We start from the raw sequence: 22,524 nt of genomic DNA, 5'->3' as shown, positions 1-22,524 counted from the left end.
CCATCCCGGATGTCCCTCTCGGCCGCTGACGTTTGGTCCCGCCTGCTTGATCGTGCCCGGACCGAGCTCTCGGATCACATAGTTGAGACCTGGCTCGCGCCCCTCCAGGCCGCTGAGTTCTCCGGCGAGCAGCTGACGCTCAACGCCCCAGACCAGTTCTCGGTTGAGTGGAACGAGAAGCGCCACGCGGCGCTGCTCGAGTCCTTCGGACCGGTTGCCGTCGGGCAGCCCGTCAAGATTGCCCTGCGCGTTCAGCAGGAGCGCCTTCAACGAAGCCAGATGGACTTGTTCGTCCCACAAAAGGGACAGGAACAGCGCACCATCGAGCCAGAAAGACAGCCAAACAACGTTACGCTGTCCTCGCTCAACGACCGCTATACCTTCGATACCTTCGTCATCGGTAAGTCCAACGACCTCGCCGCTGCCGCCGCGATGGCCGTCGCCCAGGCCCCCGGGAAGACCTACAACCCGCTCTTCTTCTACGGGCCCACGGGACTCGGCAAGACCCACCTGATGCAGGCCATCGCCCAGGAGATCGTCCGGAAGAACCCGCTGACCCGCGTCACCTACATCACCACCGAGCAGTTCACCAACGACGTCATCACGTCCATCGGCAAGGGTGCGATGCACGACTTCCGCCGCCGCTATCGCGAGACGGACCTCTTCTTGGTGGACGACGTGCATTTCATCGGCGGCAAGAACTCCACGCAGGAAGAGTTCTTCCACACGTTCAACGCCCTCTACGAAGCGGGCCGGCAGATCGTCCTCACCTCCGACCGGCCGCCGTCCGAGATTTCGAAGCTCGAGGCGCGCCTCGCGTCGCGTTTCGCCTGGGGAATGGTCGCCGACATCGGGCAGCCGGACCTCGAGCACCGCATCGCCATCCTGCGCCGCAAGGCCCAGATGGACCATCTCGAACACACGATTCCCGACGACGTCCTGCACTTCATCGCGGACCACGTGCAGTCCAACGTCCGCGAGCTCGAGGGCTCGATCATCAAGCTGCTGGCGTACGCGTCGCTCAAGCACCGCGTCGTCACCGTGGACCTCGCCCGCGAAGCCCTGCGCGACAAGCTGCGCAGCCAGGAGTCCGGCTCCTCCGCCCGCCCGGAACGCCAGGATCGGATGGGCGTCATCCAGCAGCGCGTGGCCGCCGAATGGGGGGTCACGGTCGAAGGTCTCCAGTCGAAGACACGCACCAAGACCCTCACGATTCCCCGTCAGGTCGCGATGTATCTCGCCCGCGAGATCCTCGGACTGCAGCTCGTCGAGATCGGCCAGGCCTTCGGGGGCCGCGACCACTCGACGGTCATCCACTCCTTGGAGCGCGTCGCCGAGACGATGAAGGAGAGCGCCGAGTTCAGGGGGCGTGTGGACCGCGTGCGGGAAACCGTCCGGCATTCCGCATAGAGTCCACACCATCAACACGGCGGGCTGGGGTCGCTCGAGTTTCCCCCCGGCGTCCACACCCCGTCCACGCACAATGCACGTGAAGGCCCGCGGCGAAGATTCGGTACGACAAGCACTTTCGCCGTTCGTCTACAATCCACAGCTTTCTACTACTTCTACTGCTTGATAATTCAGTAGATAGCAACAGAAGGCTTTCGCGCCGTTCCACATTCCTCCGCCTGCCGCAGATGCGCTTCACGATCACACGCGAGAAGCTCCAGGAAGGGCTCGCCGCCGTCACGCCGGCGGTGCCCAACAAGACGACGCTGCCGGTGCTTGCCAATCTCCTGGTGCAGACCACGGACAAGGGCATCCGGATTTCCGGCACCGACCTCGACATCGCGGTCTCGACGGAGGTGACCGCCGACGTCGAGGCGATGGGCGCGATCACGATTCCCGCACGCAAGCTCAGCGAGATCGCGCGCGAGCTGCCGCCCTCGCCCGTGCGCATCTCGGCCACCGGCGACCAGCGCATCACGCTCGAATGCGGCCGTTCGAAGTTCAAGCTGCTGGGCCTGCCGAAGTCGGAGTTCCCGAGCTTCCCCGCCGTGCAGTTCGAGAAGGCGGTGCGCGTACCGTCGGGCGAGTTGCAGAAGCTCATCGGGCACACCGCCTTTGCCGCCAGCACCGAGGAAAGCCGCCCGATCCTCAATGGCGTTCTCTGGGAGCTGCGTAGCGACGCGATGCGGATGGTAGCCACCAACGGGCATCGCTTGGCGAAGATGGAAGTGCCGGTGAAGGCGGGGCAGAAGGCGGATCTCATCATTCCGCCAAAGGCGCTTGAGCAGATCCGCCGCCTCTTCCCGGCAGAGGAAGAGCTCGAGGTCGCGCAGGGCGAGAACCACCTTGGCTTCCGCTCGCCGTTCACGTCGGTGTACACGCGCCTCATCGAGGGCCCGTATCCCGGCTACGAACAGGTCATTCCCAAGGACAACGACAAGTACGCCATCGTCGACCGTGCGGCGCTCACCAGCGCCCTGCGGCGAATGAGCGTCGTCGCGTCCGACCAGACCCACCGCATTCGCCTCTCGTTCAATGCCGGGATGCTCAAGTTCTCCGTGAGCACCCCCGACCTCGGCGAGGCCCAGGACGAGCTGCCGATCCGCTTTGAGGGCGATCCGCTCGACATCGGCTTCAACGCGGCGTACCTACTCGAGATCCTGCGCTATATGCCGACCGACGAGGTGCGGATGACCTTCCGCGCGCCGGAGCGCGCGTCGACGATCGAGCCCGAGGGCTGGTCGGACTCGGCGAAGTACCTCTGCCTGCTGATGCCGCTGCGCCTCGTCGACTGACAGGAGCGGCGCACCCGTCAGGGCGCGGAAATCGAGAGGGCGCTGTGTTGCACGAGCTGCTGCGTGCGCCGGCGCCCTTCGAGCGTCAGGCGGAGCTCGGACTCGCCATTGCCGGCGACGATGACGCCGCCATCGCGCGAAAGCAAGAGTGTCGCCGTGCCTTCACCCTCCGCACGCACGCGCACCGAATCGCCGAACTGCACGCCGTGGCCGGACATTCGCACGCGCGACTCGCGCGTCACCGAGACCGCGACGCGCCCCTGATGCACCACGGCCTCCGTCGCGGTGAAGCGGCGCACCGACGTCACCTCGAGGACGACGCCATCGCGGCACAACGGGTAATCCGTCGAGTCTGACCAGGTCATTCCGGGCCGCAGCGCGGACGGCGCCCCGACCCAGGTCTCGCGCCAGCCACCGGCGACGGCGGCCGTGGCAAGGCAGCTTGCGGCATCAGGGTTCACGAGCACCGGCGCTCCACCGGACGCGGTGATGGCCGCGACGAACGACGTCGGAAGCGTGGGGGCGGGCAGCGCGCGCCAGGCGCTGTCGCCGGCACCGCGGATTCCGAAGGCGCGCACCAAGCCCGCCACGCGAAGCGGCTCGCGATCCGGCAGGACGGACCACTCGAGGCGGACGTCGGTGGCCACGCTGTCGACGCGCGTCACCGAGTCGACCGTGGCGTACACCACGGCGGCGGTCGTGATCTGCTGCGTGCGCGGGCGGCCGAGATCGCGGAACTCCCAGGGCGCGGCGAGCGAGTCGGCGGCGACACCGGCGCGCGCGGGCGGCGCGGGCCCGCGCGACGGCGCCCCGCCCGAGCGCGGGGCGCAGCCCGCGAGCACGACACACACGGCGGCAAGGACGAGGACGCGCATTCGCGTACGATACCCCAAGACGCACGACGGGGGCGAGTGCCCGATGGCACCGCCCCCGCCGGTCCAGCGTGGGTCCTGTCTGTAAGCCGGGTTCTGTCGGGACGTTGCCGCCCCGGACGATCATTCCTCTCGGCGTCCGTTCGCACGGATGCTCTAGCGGCCAACCCGCGGCGTCTTGATCGCAGAGGACTGCTGCTCGCCGCCTATTTGGCCTTGCTCCCGCTGGGGTTTGCCGTGCCGTCGCCGTTACCGACGACGCGGTGGGCTCTTACCCCACCATTTCACCCTTACCTCCGGTGTCCCGAAGGCGGTTTGCTTTCTGTTGCACTGTCCGTCACGCGGTACGCCGAAGCGCGCGCGTGCCCAGGCGTTACCTGGCAGCGTGTCCCGGGAGCCCGGACTTTCCTCGGCGCAGCCGAAACCGCGACGCGATCGTCCGACAGGACCACCTCGACAATCTAGCGGAAGCGCCAATGACGCGGCACGCCGGCGCGGAGCGGCATCGGTGACGAGAGGGTGACCGGCGCCTGGTAGGATGGCCGCGTTCGCTGGCCGACACCCGTCCTCGCCGGAGGTTCAATGAGCGCCCCGCTGCCCACCCTGCAGGCTCCCGTCGTCACCGTCCTCGATCCCGCCGAGCGCGCCCGCGTGGACGCGGCGGGCGAAGGCCTCTACCGCACGATCCACCGCGAGAGCGTGGCGGACGCACTCGAGGACCTCAAGCGCGGTCGTGTCGGGGCCGTACTGCTGGGCGTCGTGCGCTGCGGCGGGCAGCTCGACCGCCGCGTGGCAGCCGTGGTACGCGAGTTCCCGACGGTGCCGACGGTCGCGCTGCTCGGCGCCGAGCCGCCCTCCGCGGAAATCCTGCTGCGCATCGGCAACGCGGGCATCACGCGCTTGGTGGACGTGCGCGTGCCGGCGGGCTGGAGCCAGCTGCGGCGCATCCTCTCCGCGGAGGCGATGCGCGCCACGGACCGCTTGGCGTTGGCAAAGCTACGCGAGATCCTCGCGCCCGTCGCGGACGAGACTTGGCTCTTCTTCGAGGCGTTGTTCGCCGCGAGCGCGCGCAACGACACCGTCCAGGCGCTGGCGCTGCGGATGCAGGTGCTGCCAAGCACGCTGATGAGCCGGTTCTTCCGGGCCAAGCTCCCCGCGCCGAAGCGCTACCTGGCCTATGCCCGGTTGGTGCGCGCCGCCCGGCTCTTCGAGGACCACGGACACTCCATCGCCGACGTCGCCAACGCGCTGGAGTTCTCCTCGCCACAGAGCTTCGGGCGCCACGTGCAGACCTTCCTCGGCATCTCGGCCGGCGAGTTCCGGCGGACCTACACCGCAGAGCGGATGCTCGAGCGCTTCCTCGACGAGCTGGTGCGGCCGCACGTGGCCGCGCTGCGCGAGCTACGGCCGCTGACGCTGCGCCCCGGAATGCGTCCGGTGCCGCCGAGCGTCGCCGATCGCCGGCCGGCGCTGCATCGGCGCGTCGTGTAGCGGGCGGCGCTACATCCGCGCGACGATCTCGGCCGCCGTCACCAGGGACGCGACCTCGAGCCCGGCGGCCTCGATCGCTTCGCGCCCGCCTTCGCTGCGGTCGACGACCGCGAGCACGCCGACGACGTGGCCGCCGGCGGCACGAATGGCCTCGACTGCGCGCAGCGCGGAGCCGCCGGTGGTGATCACGTCCTCGACGACGACGACGCGGTCACCCGACTCAAAGGCGCCCTCGATCACCTTGCCCGTGCCGTGCGTTTTGGCTTCCTTCCGCACCGTGAACGCGCGGACGGGAATGCCCGCGAGTTGGCTGGCGTACGCGATGGCGTAGCTCACGGGGTCGGCGCCGAGCGTCAGCCCGCCGACGGAGTCGGGCTTCCATCCGCGCTCGCCGATGGCGTGCAGGCCGAGCGGACCGATGGCGGCGAGGCCCTCCGGGTGCATCGTTGTCGGGCGGCAATCGACGTACAAGTCGGACTGCCGGCCGGAGGCGAGGGTGAAGGAGCCGCGGCGCGCGCTGCGCGTCGCGAGGAGGTCGAGGAGTCGGGTACGGGGATCCATTCGGGGAGGCTACCCTCGGAGGGCGTAGCGGTCAATGTGGCGATGCTGATGTGGCTTGCAGTGGCGGCTGCCGCCGTCCTCCTCGGCGTCGTGCTCGTCAGCGAGCGCGCGCGGCGGCGGCGGCTGCGCGAGCGCAGCGCCGAGCTCGAGCATCTGTCCTTCGAGTTGGCCCGCGCCAACCGCGCCAAGAGCGAGTTCCTGGCCAACGTCTCGCACGAGCTGCGCACCCCGCTGGCCGCCATCGTCGGCTACGTCGACCTGCTCCGCGACGGCTCATACGGCGAGCTCGCGCCGCGGATGGTCGGCCCAGTCGAGCGCATCCAGGCCTCTGCTGAGCACCTGCAGGCGCTGGTGGACCAGATTCTCGACCTCGCCAAGCTTTCGGCCGGCCGCCTCGAGGTGCAGCGCGAACCGCTCTCCCTGCGCGCGTTCGTGATTGACGTCGCCAGCGAGGTCGAGCCGCTCATCACGGAGAAAGGTCTCACGCTCTCCATCCACGTGCCGGCGACATTGCCGCGGCTCAGCACGGACCCGATGCACCTGCGGCAGGTCCTCATCAACCTGCTGGGCAACGCGGTGAAGTACACGCCCGCCGGCAGCATCACCGTCCGCGCGACGCTGGTAGCCGATCCGGCGCGCCTCCTCGAAGAGCGCGCCGTGCGTCAGCGCCCGCTGCTCGCCGCCGGCGGGTCGTGGGTCGCGCTCCAGGTGACGGACAGCGGAATCGGCATCGCCGAGAAGGACCAGCAGCGCATCTTCGACGAGTTCGAACAGGTGGATCCGGGGTCGCGCTCGGATTCCGTGCGCCGCGGCACCGGGCTCGGCCTCACCATCACGCGACGCTTGGCGCGGTTGCTCGAGGGCGACATCACGGTCGAGAGCGTGATGGGCCGCGGCAGCACGTTCACGTGTTGGCTGCCGGTGGACCCCGCGCCGCGGGCGCAGGGCTGACCGACTCAGCGCCCGAAGAGACCCTTCATCTTCGACAGCAGGCTGCCGCCGGCGTTCGCCGCGGGGAACGGATCCGTGAGCACCTCGGCCAGCGCGTCGGCAAAGGCGACGACATCCGCATAGCGGTCGCTCGGCAGCTTGGCGAGCCCCTTCATCACGACGGCCTCGACCTCGGGCCGGAAGACGATGTCGGGCTTGGCCTTGTTCAGCGGGACCGGTGGCTGCGAGAGCAGCTGAGTGAACATATCCCGAGGGCTGCGCGCCGTGTACGGCAGCGTGCCCGTGAGGAACAGGTACGCCATCGTGGCCAGCGAGTATTGGTCCGCAGCGGGCGAGACGATCTCGCCGGAGAGCGCTTCGGGTGCCACGTACATCAGCGTGCCGACGAAGAAGCCGGCGCGCGTCAGGCGCTGGTCAGGTGTCGCGTCGGTCGCCGTCGCGATGCCGAAATCGAGCAATTTGACCGTCCGGCTGTCGTGATCGTACATCACGTTATCCGGCTTGAGGTCGCGATGCACGATGCCGGCCACGTGCGCGGCATAGACGGCCCCGGCGATCTGGCTGATGACCGACGCGACCTCGTCCGGCGGGAACGGCGCGTGCCGCTTGGCGTACGACTCCAGCAACTCGCCCGCCGCCCACTCGATCACGAGGAACGGGATGCCGCCGTCCTCGCCCGTCTGAATCGTGCGGATCACGTTCGGGTGCTGCACCCGCGTGCCGAAGCCCGCCTCGCGCGTGAAGCGCGCCACGGCGGTGCGGTCCTGGCGGAGCTTCTCGCGCAGCACTTTGAAGGCCACCGTTCCGTGTTCCGGGTGCGTGGCGCGGTAGACGGTCGCAGTCCCCCCTTCGCCGACTCGGTCGAGGAGGGTGTACCCGGCCAATGTCGATCCGACGAGGGCATCGCGTGTCACGGCGCCGAAGCTACGTATCCGCGCAGGTCCGTGCAAGACGGCCCCGCGGGCACCGATGCCACGATCTTGGCGCGGGGGCGCGGTGTAGATTATCGGAACACCACGCCCTGCGATGACCTCTCACTACCCCGCCTCCGTGCGACGCCTCTCGGCGCTCGGCCTCTGCCTCGTGATTGCAGCCTGCGGCGGCGCGTCCGGTGCCGCGGGAAGCTCGGCCCCGGGCGTCCAGCGCGACCAGCGCGTCATTTCCTTCGACCCTACGCCGATCTACCGGCAGATGGGACTCATCGCGCGCGGCGTGCCGTTTCCGGTCGTGGGCCGCGTAGCCTACGTGCCGGCCGCGAGCCCGGACACGACGCACGTCGCGCTCGTCGTGGGCTTCTCGCCCAACGCGCTGCGCTTCAACCGGGAGACGGACAACCGCTTCCGCGCCAACTACAGCGTGGGCATCACGGTCGAGCGCGACGGGCAACTGGCCTTCACGACCGAGACCACGGAGACGGTCGTCGTCGGCTCCTTCCGCGAGACGGAACGAGGCGACGAGAGCGTGGTCTTCCAGGAAATCTTTGACCTGCGGCCCGGGGAGTATCGCCTGACGCTGGTCCTGCGCGACGTCAGCAGCCAGCGCGGCGTGACCGAGCAGCTGACGTTGCAGGTGCCCGACTTCCAGCAGCGCGCGCTCTCGACGCCGGTGCCGGTCAACAAGGTGATCGCGCGCGAGACGCGCGATTCCCTGCCGTTCATCCTTGCGCGCCCGCGGGCCATGGCGTCTCTGGGCCAGGATTCCGTGCTACCTCTGTATCTCGAAAGCCTGTCTCCCGGCGACACGCTGCTCGAACTCGTGGCCCGGACCGAGGGTGGGCGGGTGATGTGGACCGAGCTCGCCGGGCTCCGTCCGCACGAGGGCATCGCCACGGGCGTGATCCAGGTGCCGGTGACGCGCCTCGGCATCGGCGTCTCGCAGCTGTCGTTCATCGGCAGCGGCGGTCGCGACACCGCGAGCACCTTCGTGTACGTGGGCTTCGGTGACGACCTGCCGATTGCGCGCTTCGAGGATATGCTGCAGTTCCTGCGGTACTTCGCGCGCCCCGCACGCCTGCAGGCCCTGCGCGAAGCGCCAGAGGAGCAGCGCCCCGCGGCGTGGCTGGCGTTTATGCGCGAGACGGATTCCATCCCCACGACGCCCGTGCACGAAGACCTCCGCGCGTACTTCGGGCGGCTGCTGCGCGCCAACGCCCGGTTCCGCGAGGACGGCGTCGCCGGATGGATGTCCGACCGCGGGAAGGTCTTCATCGTGCTCGGCGAACCGGACCAGATCTTCGAACCCACGGTCACGGACTTCGGCCGCGCGCGGCAGCAGCTGTGGGAGTATCGCGATCGCGCCCTGCAGCTGCAGTTCTTTGACCAGACGGGCGCAGGGCGCTGGCGGCTGACGCAGACGAGCGACGCGCGCTTCGAGGTGGAGCTCCGCCGCCAGCTCCGGTGAGCGCGCCGGCCGCGCTCACGCTCCGCGCGGAAGTGGCGCGCAAGGCACTGCACGCGGCCACGGCGGCGTTGCCGATCGCGTGGGCCTACGGAGCGCTGACCGCGGAGCAGGTACGAGCCGCACTGTCCGCCGCCGTCGCCATCGCCGTGATTGTTGAGCTCCTGCGGCGAAACGCCCCATCCGTGCAATCCCGCTTTCTCGCGGCGGTCGGACCACTGCTCCGCGCGCGCGAGGAGCACGCGCTCACCGGTGCCACCTGGCTTGCACTCGGAATGGCGTCAGTCGCGTGGCTGGCCCCGGAACGCGCAGCGATCGCGGCACTCTGGGCCGCCGCCGTCGGGGATGCCGCGGCCGCGCTCGCGGGACGCGCGGTCCGCGCGCTGCGACGCCGACCGGCGACCGGCAAGACGATCGCCGGTGCGGTGGCCTGCGCGCTGGCCACCGCACTCGGCGCGCGCTGGCTCCTCGCGGTCACGCCGGGGGTCGCGGCGGCACTTGGCGTCGTCGCGGCAGCGGCGGAGTGGCCCGCCCGCCCTGGCGACGACAACCTGCGCATCACACTCGCCGTCGCCGTCGCCGCGACCCTGCCCGGCCTGCGCTAGTTTTGGGCGTATGAGTACTCCCGGACGCCCGCGACTCTATCTCATCGACGGCTACGCGCTGATCTACCGCTCGTTCCACGCGCTGGGCGGCGGCGCGCCGCTGCGCAACGCCCGCGGCGAAAACACCGGGATGGCCAAGGGCGTCAGCGAGTTCCTGCGTCGATTGATCGAGAAGCACAAACCCGACTACCTCGGCTGGGTCAGCGACGCCGGTTCCTCCGGGCGCGAGGAACTGCTTGAGGCCTACAAGGCCAACCGCGTCGCGCTGCCGGATGAAGAGCAGCAGGACTTCGACACCGGCGTCGAGCGCGTGCAGCAACTGCTCGAAGCCTATCGGATCCCGACGCTCGAACTCGACGGCTTCGAGGCGGACGACGTCATCGCCACGCTCGCGCCGCAGGGCGTGGCGGCGGGCCTCGAGGTCTGTGTCGTCTCCGGCGACAAGGACTTGCTACAGCTCGTCGAGCCAGGCGTGTGGGTGCTGAACCCCTGGCACGGTCCGCCAGGACGTACCACCGAGAAGTGGTATGGCGTCGAGAACGCGCACGAGCGACTCGGCGTCCCCGCAGAGCGCGTGATCGACTACCTGGCGCTCGTCGGCGACACTGCCGACAACGTTCCCGGCGTGAAGGGCATCGGCGACAAAGGCGCGCTCGCCCTGATCGAGAAGTGGGGCACGGTCGAGAATATGCTCGCGCACGTGGAGGAGATCGAACCGACGCGCGCACGCAACGCCCTCAAGAACCACGAAGCCGAGGCGCGGCTCTCCAAGCAGCTCGTGACGCTGCAGCGCGACCTCGCCGTCACGCTGGATCTCACGAGCCTCACGCTCGACACTCCGGACTGGGCCGCGCTGCGCGACCTCTTCGTGGAACTGGAGTTCAATAGCGCGGCCCGCGCGGCGGCGGTCAACGCCGAGGCTGCGGGCGCCGCGCCGAGCGCCGCGCTCGAGCGCTCCGCCGAGTCGGCGGCGGACGTCGAAGGCCATATGGTGAGCGCGCGCAACGCCCGTGCCGCCGTGCCGGGAACGCCGGATCCGGTAGCGCTGGATTACCGCGTCGCGGACACGCCGGAGCTCGTCGCCGCGGTAATCGCAGAAGCACGCGCCGCAGGTGTCATCGCGGTGGACACCGAGACGGTGCTCGACGATGGCGCGCCGCCGATCATCACCCCGATGCGCGCGAACCTCGTGGCGATCTCCGTCGGCACGGCGCCCGGCAAGGCCTGGTACCTGCCCTTCGCGCACCGTGCGCCGGGCTCTGCGCAGGGCGGCCTCGCGCTCGGTGACGCGCCGGCACCGGTGAAGGCGAAGGCCGGCGCGGCCCCGGCCAGCATCGCCGCGCGCCTGCTTGCCGAGGGGCCGCAGCCGGTCGTGAACCTCCCGTCCCTGGACAGCGACGCGATGGCGCCGTTGCGCGCGCTGCTCGAGGACGCGTCGGTCAAGAAGACCGCGCACAACGTGAAGTACGACCTGCTGGTGCTGCGACGCGCTGGCATCACGCTGCGCGGCGTGGACTTCGACTCGATGCTCGCCAGCTACGTACTCGACCCGAGCCGTCGTTCGCACGCCATCGATGCGCTCGCCGTGGAGTTTCTCGGCGTCGCGATGACCGGCTACGACGAGCTCTGCGGCAAGGGCAAGCAGCAGATGCCGTACGACGAGGTACCGATCGTCGCGGCGCGCGACTACTCCTGCGCCGACAGCGACGTCGCCCTGCGCTTGCGCGAGCTGTTCCTGCCGCGGCTCGCCGAGCAGGACGCGATGGCGTTGCTCCGGGAGGTGGAGCTCCCGCTCGTTGACGTGCTGGCCGAGATGGAGTGGACCGGCATCACCATCGATGTTCCGTGGTTCCGCTCGCTCAAGACGCGCTTTGAGACGGCGCGCCTTGAGCTCGAGAAGCAGATCCACGCCGAGGCGGGCGAGACGTTCAACGTCAACAGCAACCCGCAGCTGCGGACGATTCTCTTCGAGAAGCTCGGTCTGCCCATCAAGAAGAAGACGGCGACGGGGCCGAGTACCGACGCGAGTGTGCTACAAGAGCTCGCCGACGAAGGGCACGTGCTGCCGCAGCTCCTGATGGAGCACCGCGAGCTGGCCAAGCTCGAGAGCACGTACCTCGACACGCTGCCGGGCTTGGTGAACCCGCGCACCGGGCGCCTGCACACGTCGTATGCACAGACGGTCGCGAGCACCGGCCGCCTCGCCTCCCACGACCCGAATCTCCAGAACATCCCGATTCGCCGCGAGCTTGGAAAGGACATCCGGCGCGGCTTCATTCCGCGCGCGGGGTGGATGCTGCTGGCGGCTGACTACTCCCAGATTGAACTGCGCCTGCTCGCGCACCTGAGCGGCGACCCGGCGTTCGTCGCGGCGTTTGAGGCCGGCGGCGACATCCACCGCCAGACGGCGAGTGTCATCTTCGGCGTGCCCCTCGAGGCCGTGACCTCCGAGATGCGCTCGCGCGCCAAGACCATCAACTTCGCCACGATCTACGGCCAGGGCGCCCACGCGCTCTCGCGGCAGCTCAAGATCGAACACGCCGAGGCCAAGGCCTTCATCGAGACGTACTTCGAGCGCTTCGCCGGCGTGCGCCAGTGGCTCGATGGCTCGGTGGCCGATGCCCGGGAGCGCGGGTACGTCGAGACGCTGTTCAAACGGCGGCGCTACATCCCGGAGATCAAGGACCGCAACTTCAACACCCGCGCCTTCGGCGAGCGGCTCGCGCAGAACTCCCCGATCCAAGGATCCGCGGCCGATCTCATCAAGGTGGCGATGATTCGCATCCAGGCGGCTCTCGAGGCGGAGCGACTTGCATCGCGGATGCTGCTGCAGGTGCACGACGAGCTGGTGTTCGAGTGCCCGCCGGAGGAAGAGCCCCGCCTGCGCGCGTTGGTCAATCGCGAGATGACGGCAGCGGTCAAGCTCCGGGTGCCGCTGGTCGTGGACATCGGCGCCGGCGAGAATTGGTTGGTCGCCAAGGCGTGAGAGAGCGGTGTCGCGTACCGCGACGCCGTTGCAGGATGCGGCAATCGTCGACATCTCCGGTGCGAGGCGCTACCGGCTCGATGCCGCCCGGTGACCCCCAAAGCGTTGAAGCTGAACAGGTTGCGCAAACACCCCCCGTAGCGGCGCGGGCCTTGCCAATATTCGCCGATACCTATCGATTATGGTGTGGCCGTCACGTTCGAGCGTGACGGGCGTCACTAAGACGTTCGCTCGAATGTGCCATTCCCCTCTCTCGAGATTCACTTGACCGCAGCACGACTTCGACGCGGCTTCACGCTCATCGAGCTACTGATTGTCGTGGTGATCATCGGGATCATCGCGGCCATCGCCGTCCCGAAGTTCCAGAACACGAAGGGGAAGGCAAACGCCGCCGCGCTGCGCGCCGACCTCCGCAATCTGGCGAGCGCCCAGGAAGCCTATTTCCACGAGCACTCCGCGTACACGAACGACGCCTCCCTGCTGAAGTACAGCACGAGCAAAGGCGTGGTGCTCACGATCATTTCGGCCAACAACATGGGATGGTCGGCCAAGGTGACCCACCCGCAGTCGTTTCCGCTGACCTGCGCGGTCTACTCGGGCACCGTGCCGTCCCCGCCGTATCCCGGAGATCCCGAGGGAGTCGTCAGCTGTCGCTGAGCGGCGCCGGGCCGTTTCGTGCCCCGCAGATTCCGCCGCCCAAGGACCCCCGCGCCCTGCTCACGGAGTGGACCGAGTTCGCCAAGCGCCGCGACGGGATGATCCACGCGATGGACGGCGGCCTGTGGCTGCACCGGCACGTCTGGAAAGGCCGTCCGATGGCGCACTTGGTGTCGACGGATCGCGAGCGACTCCTCGCGTGGGGCGCGCGCGTCGGAATTCCCGCGGAACGCCTGCAGTACCACCCGCTCAAGGACCCGCGGAGCGGAGAGCGCCGCGAGGCGTGGCACTGGGACCTCGGCGGCCCCTACCTTCCGCCGTCGCGCTAGGCTGCGTCGGCGCGTCCGAGATGCGCGGGGGCCCGCGCCCGCCCGCGCAGCGACGCCAGCAAGAGCAGCGTGAGCACGTAGGGCGTCGCGAGAAACAGCTGATACGGGAGGTCGAGCCCGAGGGACTGCACGAGATACTGCAGCGCGAAGGCCGCACCGAACACCAGCGCGGCGCCGGCCGTTCCCCACGGCGTCCAACGCCCCAGCACGACGATCGCGATCGCGATGAAGCCACGGCCGGCGCTCATTCCCTCGTTGAACGCGCCCACCTGCGCAAGCACAAGCGTGCCGCCGCACAGTCCGCCCATCACGCCGCCAAAGCAGATAGCCACGGTGCGAATCCGCGACGGCGCGAGCCCCGCCGCTGCGGTGGCCTCAGGCGACTCGCCCACTGCCCGCAACGCCAAGCCCGCGTGTGTACGCGCCATCCACCACGCGAGCACGGGCACGGCGACGAGCAGTGCGTAGGTCGGCACGGCCTGCGTGAAGAGCACGCGCCCGACGAGCGGAAGCTCCGACAGCAGCGGGAGCGCAACGGCACCGGTCGTCGGAAATGCCGTGCCTGCTCCGAGCGACGCAGGTGCGAGGTGGAACCAGGTCCCCGAAACGCCAAGCCCGAGCACCGTCAGCGCCGTGCCGGTGATGATCTGGTCGGTGCCGAGGCGCACCACGAACAGCGCGAAGAGCAGCGCCATCGCCAACCCGGCGGCCGCGGCGCCGAGATAGCCGGCGCCTGCCCCACCCCACGTCGCCGCCGCCGCTCCGCCGACGCAACCGGCGATGATCATTCCCTCCAACCCCAAATTGATGGTGCCGGAACGCTCCACGACGAGCTCGCCGAGCGCGGCGAAGGCCAGCGGCGTGGCGGTGCGCACCGCCGCTTCGAGAAAGGGCACGAGCGCGAGTTCGAGCATCACGCGCTCGCCGCGGACCGACGCGTGCGCTGCCAGCGGCCGAGGGCCAGCACGCCCAGCAGCGTACAGGCCGTGACGATCTGGACGGAGACGGCCGGCACTCCGGCGATGCGTTGCATCGACGCGCCGCCAGCCTCGAGCGCGCCGAAAAACACCGCCGTCACCACCACCCACCGCGGATCGAGGCGCGCGAGCAAGGCGACGGCGATGCCGGTATAGCCGTATCCCGGCGAGATGCCTTCGTACAGCGCCCACGTCACGCCACCGACCTCGCTGGCACCCGCCACACCAGCGATCGCGCCGCTGAGGACGAACACGCGCGAGGTGAGGCCCCGCACGCCGATGCCCCCGGCGCTCTCGGCGGCGCGTGGACCCGCCCCCGCCGCCCGCACCCGAAACCCAGCCGCTGCGTGCGTCAGCACGTACCAGGCGAGCATCGCAACGAGCACGCCGAGCAAGAATCCAAGGTGCAGGCGCTGTCCGCTCAGCAGGAACGGCCAGCGTGCCGCCTCCGCGAACGTCAGCGACATCGGGTACACCTTGGTCGGCTCCTGCAACGGGCCGCGCACCACCCAACTGATGAGCGCCGCCGCGACGAAATTCAGCATGATCGTGCTGATCACTTCGAGCACGCCATAGCGCTGCCGCAGCCACGCGGCGATGCCCGCCCACACCGCCCCGCCGAGCGCGCCGGCCAGCACCATTGCCGGGATAAGCAGCACGCTTGGCAGCGACGCGCCCGCGAGCGCGACCACGGCCGCCGCGACCGCACCGACGACCAGCTGTCCCTCGGCGCCGATGTTGAGCACGCCCGCGCGAAAGGCCAGCGCCAGTGCCACGCCCACGAGGAGCAACGGCGTGGCGCGCACGAGCGTCGCCGACCAGAAGGCGAAAGCCGAGCCGAAGGCGCCGTCCCAGAAGGCCAGCAGCGCCTCGGTCACGCCAGCGCTCCCACCAACGCGCGCGCGTACGGCTCGCGGTCACCGGGTTGCGCGGGAGGCGCGACCTCGCGCACCGTGCCGCCGAAGCAGACCACGACGCGCTGCGTCAACGACACGATCTCGTCGAGATCGCTGGAGTGCACGACGGCGGCGCCGTTCTGTTCGCGGGCCACGGCGCGGATCGTTGCCAGCACCTGCGCCGTTGCGCGGACGTCGAGCCCGCGCGTCGGGTTCTCGGCGACCAGCGCGTCGGGAGCAATCTGCCGCTCGCGCCCGACGACGAACCGCTGCTGGTTACCGCCGGACAGCGTGCGCATCGCGGCACCCTCTCCAGCCGTGCGGACACCGAAGTCATCGATGATGGCCCGCGCTGCCTCGCGCTCCGCGTGCCAATCCAACCAGCCGCGGCGCGCACCCGCGCCAGCGAGCGCGCGGTTCTCGGTGAGCGTGAACTCCGGGATGACGGCGTCGTGCAGCCGGTCTTCAGGCACGAAGCCCACGCGCGCCGGCGCGTGCACCCGACCGCTGCTCGGCGCGAGCCGTCCGGCGAGCAGCCGCAGGAGCTCGCGCTGCCCCGCACCCTCGACGCCGAGCACTCCGAGGATTTCACCGCGTCGGACAGTCAGCGTGGTCGGGTGCAACCGCACGACGCCGGTGTCGTCCGCCACCGTCGCCGCTTCCAGCGCGAACACGACCTCGCCACTTGAACTCGGCAGGGGCGTCTCGTCCGTCGTCGCGATCGCCGTACCGACGATCGCCTCGAGCACGTCAGCCTCGCCAAGCGCAGCAGCGGTACCGGTCAGCACGGTGCGCCCGCGCCGCAGCACCGTGACGTCATCGGCCACGGCCAAGGCTTCGCGCACCTTGTGCGTGACCAGCACCACGCTCCCCCCGTCCGCGGCGAAGCGACGCATCCACCGATAGAGCTCATCGCTCTCGCTCGGCGTCAACACGGCGGTGGGTTCGTCGAGGATGACCACGCGCGCATCGCGCGCCAGCGCGCGTACCAACTCAGCGCGCTGCTGCGCACCTACCGGAAGGTCGCGCACGGTCGCCGCGGGGTCGATGTGCAGGCCCATTCGTTCGCTCACCGTGCGCACGCGCTCCGCCACGGAATCAGGGCGGAGGGGGCCGCGGCCGCCGAGCGCAACGTTTTCCGCGACGCTCAGCGCGGGCACGAGCATAAAGTGCTGGTGCACCATCCCGATGCCCGCCGCAATCGCCTCGCGCTCCGACACAAAGGGCCCGCGCCGGTCGGCGCACGCGACTTGTCCGGCATCAGGCGCGAGCATTCCGAACGCGATGCGCATCAGCGTGGTCTTGCCTGCGCCGTTCTCGCCGAGCAGGGCGTGCACCGTGCCGGCGCGCACCACGCACGACGCACCGGCCAGCGCCTGCGTCTCGCCGAAGCGCTTGTGGATGTCGTGGAGGGCGAGCGCCGCTGCGCTCACAGCCCGGTCGGCGCGTGCACGAACTCCCACGGCAGGTCGAAGTGCGCGCCCAGGTGTTCGGTGAGCGCGCGGACCCCCAGCGTCTCGGTCGCATAGTGACCAGCGTAGACGATCACGAGCCCGGACTCCTCCGCCTCCACCGCGCTCCAGTGCGGACCTTCGCCAACGATGAGCGTGTCCACTCCTGTGGCATACGCTTCGCGCAGAGTCTCCTGCTGCGCGCCGGAGCCCGAGCAAATGGCCCAGCGCCGGGTGCGATGGCCGGCCGGAATGGGGGACACGACGGCGTGATGGCCCAGGGGCGCGGCCCACCCGCGAATGCGCGCGGCCAGCGCCGCAGTGTCGAGGTCTGCCTCGCCACGAACGCCGCAGTGAATGTGCTGGTATGCCGCGAAGCCGCCGGTCGGCGTAAGGCCGAGCGTTGACGCTAACAGGCGCGAGTTGCCGAACGTGGTGTGCGCATCGAGCGGCAAGTGCGCCGAGTACAGCGCGATGTCGTGCTCGAAGAGGGCGCGCACGCGCGCTTCGTGCGCGCCGGTCAGGGGACGGTTGCCACCCCAGAACAGGCCGTGGTGCACGAGGAGCACGTTGGCATTGGCGGCGGCTGCCATCGCAATCGTGCGCTGTGACGCGTCAACCGCCGCCGCCAGTTTCCGCACAGGCCCGCGATGCCCGACCTGCACGCCGTTGAGCGCCGGCGGATAGTCCGGCGTCGTGGAGATCTGGAGTAGCGGCTCGAGGTAGGCCGCGAGATCGCTGAGCGAGACTGTCATTGCGGTGCTGCCAGCGTGGGGCCTCGGTCGGCGGCAAACGCTGCGCGAGTGCTGTCGATGCGCGACGCGAGCGACGGGGGAATCGCGGAGACCGCCGGGTTGGGAACCCAACGCACGACGTCCGAGGCGGTCGCGAAGCGCACGACCCGCGGTGCGAAGCGACCGGATTTCACCTCATCGGCGAGCAACAGGAACGCGTGCGGGATATCGATGACGACGGAGCCCAGCGTCACGTCCGGCGCCAGTGCGTTCTGGTCTGCGTTCGATCCGATGATCCAGACGCCGCGCGACTCGCGCACGGCTTGGAAGATGCCCTGGCCTGCGGCGTCGGCGTTCTGGAAGATCACGTCGGCCCCGCGCGCGATGAGCGCCAAGGCCTGCTCCTTGCCCGCACCGGCGTCGTCCCAGTTGCCGAGGAAGGCCGTGCGAACGCGGATGCTCGGATCGATCGCCTTTGCGCCCGCCACGAAGGCATCGAAGCTCGCCCGCACCGGCGGGAGCTCCGTGCCTCCGATGACCGCAAGAATCTTGGACTTCGAGACGCCCGCGGCCGCCATCCCGGCGAGATAGGACGGTTCGTCGAAGGCGAAGCTCATCGCGGCGATATTCGGGCCAACGCCCGTGCCGCCGGTCGTGGCGAAGATCGACTGCGGATATGCCGGCGCGACGCGCTGGGCGGCTTCCTGGAACTCGAAACCGTGGCCAATCACGAGCGAATAGCCGCTGGCGCCGTACTGCCGGTAGTTCTCCTCGAACTCGGCTGGAGTGCGCGTCTGCACCTGACGGACGGTCGCTCCGAGGGAGTCGCGGATGCGCATCAGGCCGTCGTAGGCCGCGGCGTTCCAGGATTGATCGGAGACCGGTCCCGGCGTCAGCAAAGCGACCCGAAAGCCTTGATTTTCTTGGACATCCGAGGCAGCGCCCCCGCAGCCAAGAATGGGGAGAGCGAGGCTGTGGATAAAGACGACAGTCCAAGCGATGTGGCGTATTAACTGCACACGTAACTCGCTGTGAATTATAGGCTTATATAAGCACTGCACTCAGACGTTCACAACCCACAATTTATGTGGAGAACAAGCGAGGCAGTGCTGCGAACTGGCCGTATACTGCGCCGTTGCTGTGTACCTAACGGCCTGCCCGTGCGTCGCGCGGCTCGCGACCCTCCGCCCCGCGACTGACGAGGGCGAGCTCGGTCATCCGCACCGAGCCGTTGATGCGCGCGCCTTCCATCACGATGATCGACTTCGTCGTGATGTCGCCGTTGACCACCGCCGTCGGCTGCAGCTCAAGACGGTCGCCCGACGACACGTTCCCGTCAATCACGCCGCCCACGACGATCTCGTGCGCGGTGACGTCGCCGTTGATGGCGCCATCTTTGGCGAGCATCACCTGCTTCGCCTGGCGCACGCTCCCGTCGATGCGGCCCTCGACCTTGAGGACGCCACCGCATTCGATGTCGCCGCTGATCGTCGTGCCTGCTGAGATGATCGAGAGGGTCGTTTCGTTGCCCGCGCGACTCGAGCTGCGCGCGGTGCTGTCGTCCTTTGCAAAGATGGCCACTGCGGTCTCCAAAGAGGGGTCGGGTCGGGGCGCGTGCTCAGCGCCCGCCCAGTCCAGGCGGGGTCGTCGGGCGCGGGCCGGTCGTCGTGTCGCGACCTGCCGCCAGCGCCTGTTGGGCTGTCGCGGCGCTCAGCATTCGCTGCACGCGCTCGTAGCGCGCCTGCAGCTCGGCCAGCGTGGCGGTGAGCGTGTCGAGTCGCGTGGCGTCCGCGTGCAGCTGTGCGATCTCGCTCGTGAGCAGAGGCACACGCGCAGCCTGGCCGGCCATCCAACTCCAGCTCACGATCGCCGCGACGTAGAGCAGCAGCATCACGCGTGACGTGAAGAATGCGAGCGCACGGACCTGCCAGGGCCGGAGTACGTAGTGCCGGTGCGCCAGCCCGGACTCGCGATGCAAATGCACATACAATGACCCGCCGTCGGCGTCCAAGATGCGGCCGTGCGCGTCACGCGCGCCGGTCGCCTTGACCTGCCGGGGCGTGAGGGTGCGGCTCATTCGTTCGACTCCGGACCGAGGATCAGTTCCATTAGGCGTTCAAAATCCTCGTCATTGTAGAAGGCGATGCGCAACTCCCCCTTCGACTTCTTGCCCGCCTGCACGATACGAACGTCCGTCCCGAGACGCCGACGCAGGCGGTCCTCGATATGCCGTACCTCTGCACTGCGCGAATCCGCCGGTGCGGCCGACTTCTTGCCTGGCTTCCCCGGGACCGCCGCGCGCACCAGTTGCTCGACATCACGCACCGACAAGCCATCGGCAACGGCAGTGCGCGCGAGATCGGCCATCCGCGTCGCATCGCCGAGACCAAGGAGCGCCCTCGCGTGACCAACGCTCAAGGCGCCATCCCAGACGAGGCGGCGCACTGATGCCGGGAGCGCTAGCAGGCGTAAGGTGTTCGCCACGGTGGAGCGATCCTTACCGACGATGTCGGCGACTTCCTGCTGCGTCAGCGAGAAGTCGCGAATCAACTGCTCGTAGCCTTCGGCCTCTTCGATCGGGTTGAGGTCGGCGCGCTGTAGGTTCTCGACCATCGCCAGCGAAAGCAGCAGGCGATCGTCGACGTCGCGCACCACAGCGGGAATCTCTTTCCAGTTGAGGCGTTGCGCGGCGCGGAAACGTCGCTCGCCTGCGATGAGCTCGTAGCCAGACCCCGTCGGCGCGGGTCGTACGGTAATCGGTTGCAGCAATCCGCTCACACGTAGCGATGCCTCGAGGTCGGCGAGATCCTGCTCGCGAAACTCCTTGCGCGGCTGGAGCGGGTTGGGACGAATCTTCGTCATCGGAAGCAGCTGATACGGCGAGCCGACTGCGCTGGCCGTTGCTGCTGTCGCCGAGCTTGGCGCGCGCGTCGCGTCGCTCTCACCCGGCGCCCGCGTGGGCGCTCGAGCAATCAGCGCCTCAAGTCCTCGCCCTAAACGGCGTCCCTTGTCTGTGGTCATTAATTCCTGCGAGAGTGAATTATTATCTAAGTACTTGGTGTATGATGAGTTAGCGGCCAATTGATTCTGCGACGCCTGCCACATACAGCGCTAACTCATTGTGTATCAAGATGTTACGAATTTCTGTCAATCAGTTCGCGTGCGACTCCCATATACGCTTGCGCGCCGACGGACGCCACGTCGTAAAGGATGATTGGCTTGCCGAACGACGGCGCCTCGGCCAAGCGAACGTTTCGCGGAATGACCGACTGAAACACCTTCGACCCGAAGTACTCTCGGGCGTCCGCGGCCACTTGGCGCGACAAGTTGAGTCGCGCGTCGTACATCGTCAGCAGCACACCATCGATTCCCAGGGACGGATTCACTCCCTGCTGTACGAGGTGCACCGTGTTGAGCAACTGCGAGAGCCCTTCGAGCGCGTAGTACTCGCACTGTAGCGGAATCAGCAGCGAGTCCGCAGCCGCCAGCATATTGATCGTGATGAGCCCAAGGGACGGCGGACAGTCGATGAGGATGTAGTCGTACTGATCGCGTATGGGCTCGAGCGCTCGGCGCATTGCGAGCTCGCGCTCATCCTCGCCGACGAGCTCGATCTCCGCTCCCGCTAAGTCTGGAGTCGCCGGCAGCACATCGAGATGCTTGAACTGCACCGCGCGATGCGTCGCTTCGCCGACTCGACTCGGGTCGAGTAGCGCGTCATAGACCGTCTCGCGAATCTCGTCGCGAGGGAGGCCGATGCCGCTCGAGGCGTTGCCCTGTGGGTCTCCGTCAACCAAGAGCGTGCGCTGCTCGGCGGCTGCCAGGGAGGCGGCGAGATTCACGGCGGTCGTCGTCTTTCCGACGCCACCCTTCTGGTTCGCGATTGCGATGATTCTTGCCACGTGTGGTCTAAATAGTGAAACGGGGTGAGTCGGCGAATATACCGACGCACCCCTGTCCATACTAGTCACGATGTTTCACGTGGAACACCAACGGCAAGCGTCAGGGCCGTGTTTCACGTGAAACACGGCCGGACTGCCGCGACCTCTACGGCAATATTGCCACTTTGATCCGGACGCTCGCGCTGACGGGGATAAGCCCGGACTCCACCTGGGTCTCGCTGGAAACTGCGTTCGGACTCGCCAGCATTCGCTCCATCCGCATTCCGGCAATCGGTTGGACGTCCGCACCCGCGGTGGAGAGTTCGAGAATCGGCCCGAGGCGCACCCCTGCCGCCCGAGCCATAACCTGCGCATCGGCCAGCGCCTTGCGCACGGCCGCGTCGAGGGCCTCGCGCCGCGCCGAATCTGGGTTGGCAAGGGCGAAGTTCGGTCCCGAGACGTTGGTGGCACCCTGCGAGAGCGCCGCGTCCACAATCGCGCCAATCTTTGCCAGGTCGCGAATCTCCACGCTCACGTAATTGCGGGCAATGTACCCAATCACGGTCGGCCGTCCGCCTTCCCTCGGATACTGTTGCTCTGGGTTCACCTGCAGCGCGCGTGTCTGGATCTGTGCACTCGCCACGCCGTGGCGCCGAATTGCATCGATCACAGCCGCCTGGATCCGGGCGTTCTCGCTTCCGGCGAGCTGAGGTGTCCGCCCACGCGTCTCGACGGAAATCCCCACGTGTGCCCGATCCGGTGCGACCATCACCTCCGCCTCTGCACTCACCATCAACGCCGGTCCCGTTGCAGGGGCGCCTGCGCCGACCACCTGCGCCGAGAGTGGCAGCGCGCCGCCCGCGCCCGCGACCGCCAGCAGCGCCGTCGCGCGAACCAACCCGAATACCCGTGACATCATCCCTCCGATGAAATAAGTAACATAGTGATACTAATGCGCACCCACACCGGCGGCACTTAACGCGCCGCACGGC

Annotated in this window: 22 protein-coding genes and 1 other RNA gene; 9 read left to right on the top strand and 14 right to left on the bottom strand. The window is 68.5% G+C overall.

Annotated elements, in window-relative coordinates; genetic code table 11:
- The first annotated feature begins 9 nt into the window (after window positions 1–9).
- Window positions 10–1,410 carry a chromosomal replication initiator protein DnaA gene (dnaA, locus tag KF689_13635; protein MBX3134418.1) on the top strand — a complete coding sequence of 467 codons (1,401 nt, stop codon included), beginning with the start codon at window positions 10–12 and terminating at the stop codon, window positions 1,408–1,410.
- A 227-nt stretch (window positions 1,411–1,637) separates the two neighbouring features.
- A complete protein-coding gene (gene dnaN / locus KF689_13630; protein ID MBX3134417.1) occupies window positions 1,638–2,744 on the top strand; it encodes a DNA polymerase III subunit beta in 1,107 nt (368 codons plus the stop codon).
- 17 nt (window positions 2,745–2,761) lie between these two features.
- On the opposite strand, the gene KF689_13625 is transcribed toward dnaN, so the two are convergent.
- Window positions 2,762–3,619: a hypothetical protein gene (locus KF689_13625; protein MBX3134416.1), complete on the bottom strand. Its 858-nt coding sequence runs from the start codon at window positions 3,617–3,619 to the stop codon at window positions 2,762–2,764.
- Between the two features lie 66 nt (window positions 3,620–3,685).
- Window positions 3,686–4,067, bottom strand: an RNA gene (gene rnpB, locus KF689_13620) — RNase P RNA component class A.
- 131 nt (window positions 4,068–4,198) lie between these two features.
- On the opposite strand from rnpB, the gene KF689_13615 reads away from it, so the two are divergent.
- Window positions 4,199–5,107: a helix-turn-helix domain-containing protein gene (locus KF689_13615; GenBank protein ID MBX3134415.1), complete on the top strand. Its 909-nt coding sequence runs from the start codon at window positions 4,199–4,201 to the stop codon at window positions 5,105–5,107.
- Between the two features lie 9 nt (window positions 5,108–5,116).
- On the opposite strand, the gene pyrE is transcribed toward KF689_13615, so the two are convergent.
- Window positions 5,117–5,668 (bottom strand): orotate phosphoribosyltransferase, encoded by a 552-nt coding sequence (pyrE, locus tag KF689_13610; GenBank protein ID MBX3134414.1) that lies wholly within the window; start codon window positions 5,666–5,668, stop codon window positions 5,117–5,119.
- Window positions 5,669–5,704: 36 nt separating this feature from the next.
- Between pyrE and KF689_13605 the strand changes: the two genes are divergently transcribed.
- Complete coding sequence (locus tag KF689_13605; protein MBX3134413.1) at window positions 5,705–6,619, top strand: HAMP domain-containing histidine kinase; 915 nt, start codon at window positions 5,705–5,707, stop codon at window positions 6,617–6,619.
- A 5-nt stretch (window positions 6,620–6,624) separates the two neighbouring features.
- On the opposite strand, the gene KF689_13600 is transcribed toward KF689_13605, so the two are convergent.
- Window positions 6,625–7,533, bottom strand: a complete 909-nt coding sequence (locus tag KF689_13600) for a serine/threonine protein kinase (protein MBX3134412.1) — start codon at window positions 7,531–7,533, stop codon at window positions 6,625–6,627.
- Between the two features lie 112 nt (window positions 7,534–7,645).
- Between KF689_13600 and KF689_13595 the strand changes: the two genes are divergently transcribed.
- From KF689_13595 to KF689_13575, 5 genes are all read left to right on the top strand, one after another.
- Entirely contained in the window at window positions 7,646–9,019 is a 1,374-nt protein-coding gene (locus tag KF689_13595) for a GWxTD domain-containing protein (GenBank protein ID MBX3134411.1), read from the top strand.
- The gene (locus KF689_13590; protein ID MBX3134410.1) at window positions 9,016–9,621 is read left to right on the top strand and encodes a hypothetical protein; all 606 of its coding nucleotides are present in this window, start codon (window positions 9,016–9,018) and stop codon (window positions 9,619–9,621) included. Before KF689_13595 ends, KF689_13590 begins: the two co-directional genes overlap by 4 nt.
- Window positions 9,622–9,631: 10 nt before the next feature.
- The gene (gene polA / locus KF689_13585; GenBank protein MBX3134409.1) at window positions 9,632–12,607 is read left to right on the top strand and encodes a DNA polymerase I; all 2,976 of its coding nucleotides are present in this window, start codon (window positions 9,632–9,634) and stop codon (window positions 12,605–12,607) included.
- Between the two features lie 264 nt (window positions 12,608–12,871).
- Window positions 12,872–13,264 carry a prepilin-type N-terminal cleavage/methylation domain-containing protein gene (locus tag KF689_13580; GenBank protein ID MBX3134408.1) on the top strand — a complete coding sequence of 131 codons (393 nt, stop codon included), beginning with the start codon at window positions 12,872–12,874 and terminating at the stop codon, window positions 13,262–13,264.
- Window positions 13,265–13,362: 98 nt separating this feature from the next.
- Window positions 13,363–13,593, top strand: coding sequence for a hypothetical protein (locus tag KF689_13575; GenBank protein MBX3134407.1), 231 nt, complete (start codon window positions 13,363–13,365; stop codon window positions 13,591–13,593).
- On the opposite strand, the gene KF689_13570 is transcribed toward KF689_13575, so the two are convergent.
- The 10 genes from KF689_13570 to KF689_13525 all read right to left on the bottom strand — a co-directional run bounded on the left by KF689_13570 (window position 13,590) and on the right by KF689_13525 (window position 22,451).
- Entirely contained in the window at window positions 13,590–14,507 is a 918-nt protein-coding gene (locus KF689_13570; protein MBX3134406.1) for an ABC transporter permease, read from the bottom strand. The genes KF689_13575 and KF689_13570 overlap by 4 nt on opposite strands.
- Window positions 14,507–15,448: an ABC transporter permease gene (locus KF689_13565; GenBank protein MBX3134405.1), complete on the bottom strand. Its 942-nt coding sequence runs from the start codon at window positions 15,446–15,448 to the stop codon at window positions 14,507–14,509. Before KF689_13565 ends, KF689_13570 begins: the two co-directional genes overlap by 1 nt.
- Window positions 15,445–16,899 (bottom strand): ATP-binding cassette domain-containing protein, encoded by a 1,455-nt coding sequence (locus KF689_13560; GenBank protein MBX3134404.1) that lies wholly within the window; start codon window positions 16,897–16,899, stop codon window positions 15,445–15,447. Before KF689_13560 ends, KF689_13565 begins: the two co-directional genes overlap by 4 nt.
- Complete coding sequence (locus tag KF689_13555; GenBank protein ID MBX3134403.1) at window positions 16,896–17,672, bottom strand: Nif3-like dinuclear metal center hexameric protein; 777 nt, start codon at window positions 17,670–17,672, stop codon at window positions 16,896–16,898. The genes KF689_13560 and KF689_13555 overlap by 4 nt, the downstream gene beginning before the upstream one ends.
- Complete coding sequence (locus KF689_13550; GenBank protein ID MBX3134402.1) at window positions 17,669–18,688, bottom strand: BMP family protein; 1,020 nt, start codon at window positions 18,686–18,688, stop codon at window positions 17,669–17,671. Before KF689_13550 ends, KF689_13555 begins: the two co-directional genes overlap by 4 nt.
- A gap of 109 nt (window positions 18,689–18,797) precedes the next feature.
- Window positions 18,798–19,232, bottom strand: coding sequence for a polymer-forming cytoskeletal protein (locus tag KF689_13545; protein MBX3134401.1), 435 nt, complete (start codon window positions 19,230–19,232; stop codon window positions 18,798–18,800).
- Between the two features lie 37 nt (window positions 19,233–19,269).
- Entirely contained in the window at window positions 19,270–19,728 is a 459-nt protein-coding gene (locus tag KF689_13540; protein MBX3134400.1) for a hypothetical protein, read from the bottom strand.
- Window positions 19,725–20,756, bottom strand: coding sequence for a ParB/RepB/Spo0J family partition protein (locus tag KF689_13535; GenBank protein MBX3134399.1), 1,032 nt, complete (start codon window positions 20,754–20,756; stop codon window positions 19,725–19,727). Before KF689_13535 ends, KF689_13540 begins: the two co-directional genes overlap by 4 nt.
- Window positions 20,757–20,785: 29 nt before the next feature.
- A complete protein-coding gene (locus KF689_13530) occupies window positions 20,786–21,553 on the bottom strand; it encodes a ParA family protein (GenBank protein ID MBX3134398.1) in 768 nt (255 codons plus the stop codon).
- A 145-nt stretch (window positions 21,554–21,698) separates the two neighbouring features.
- Complete coding sequence (locus KF689_13525) at window positions 21,699–22,451, bottom strand: SIMPL domain-containing protein (GenBank protein ID MBX3134397.1); 753 nt, start codon at window positions 22,449–22,451, stop codon at window positions 21,699–21,701.
- Between the last annotated feature and the right edge of the window lie 73 nt (window positions 22,452–22,524).

This window comes from Gemmatimonadaceae bacterium (assembly GCA_019637355.1).
In the GTDB taxonomy this organism is placed as follows: domain Bacteria; phylum Gemmatimonadota; class Gemmatimonadetes; order Gemmatimonadales; family Gemmatimonadaceae; genus Pseudogemmatithrix.
This window is presented reverse-complemented; position numbering and strand designations above follow the sequence as displayed.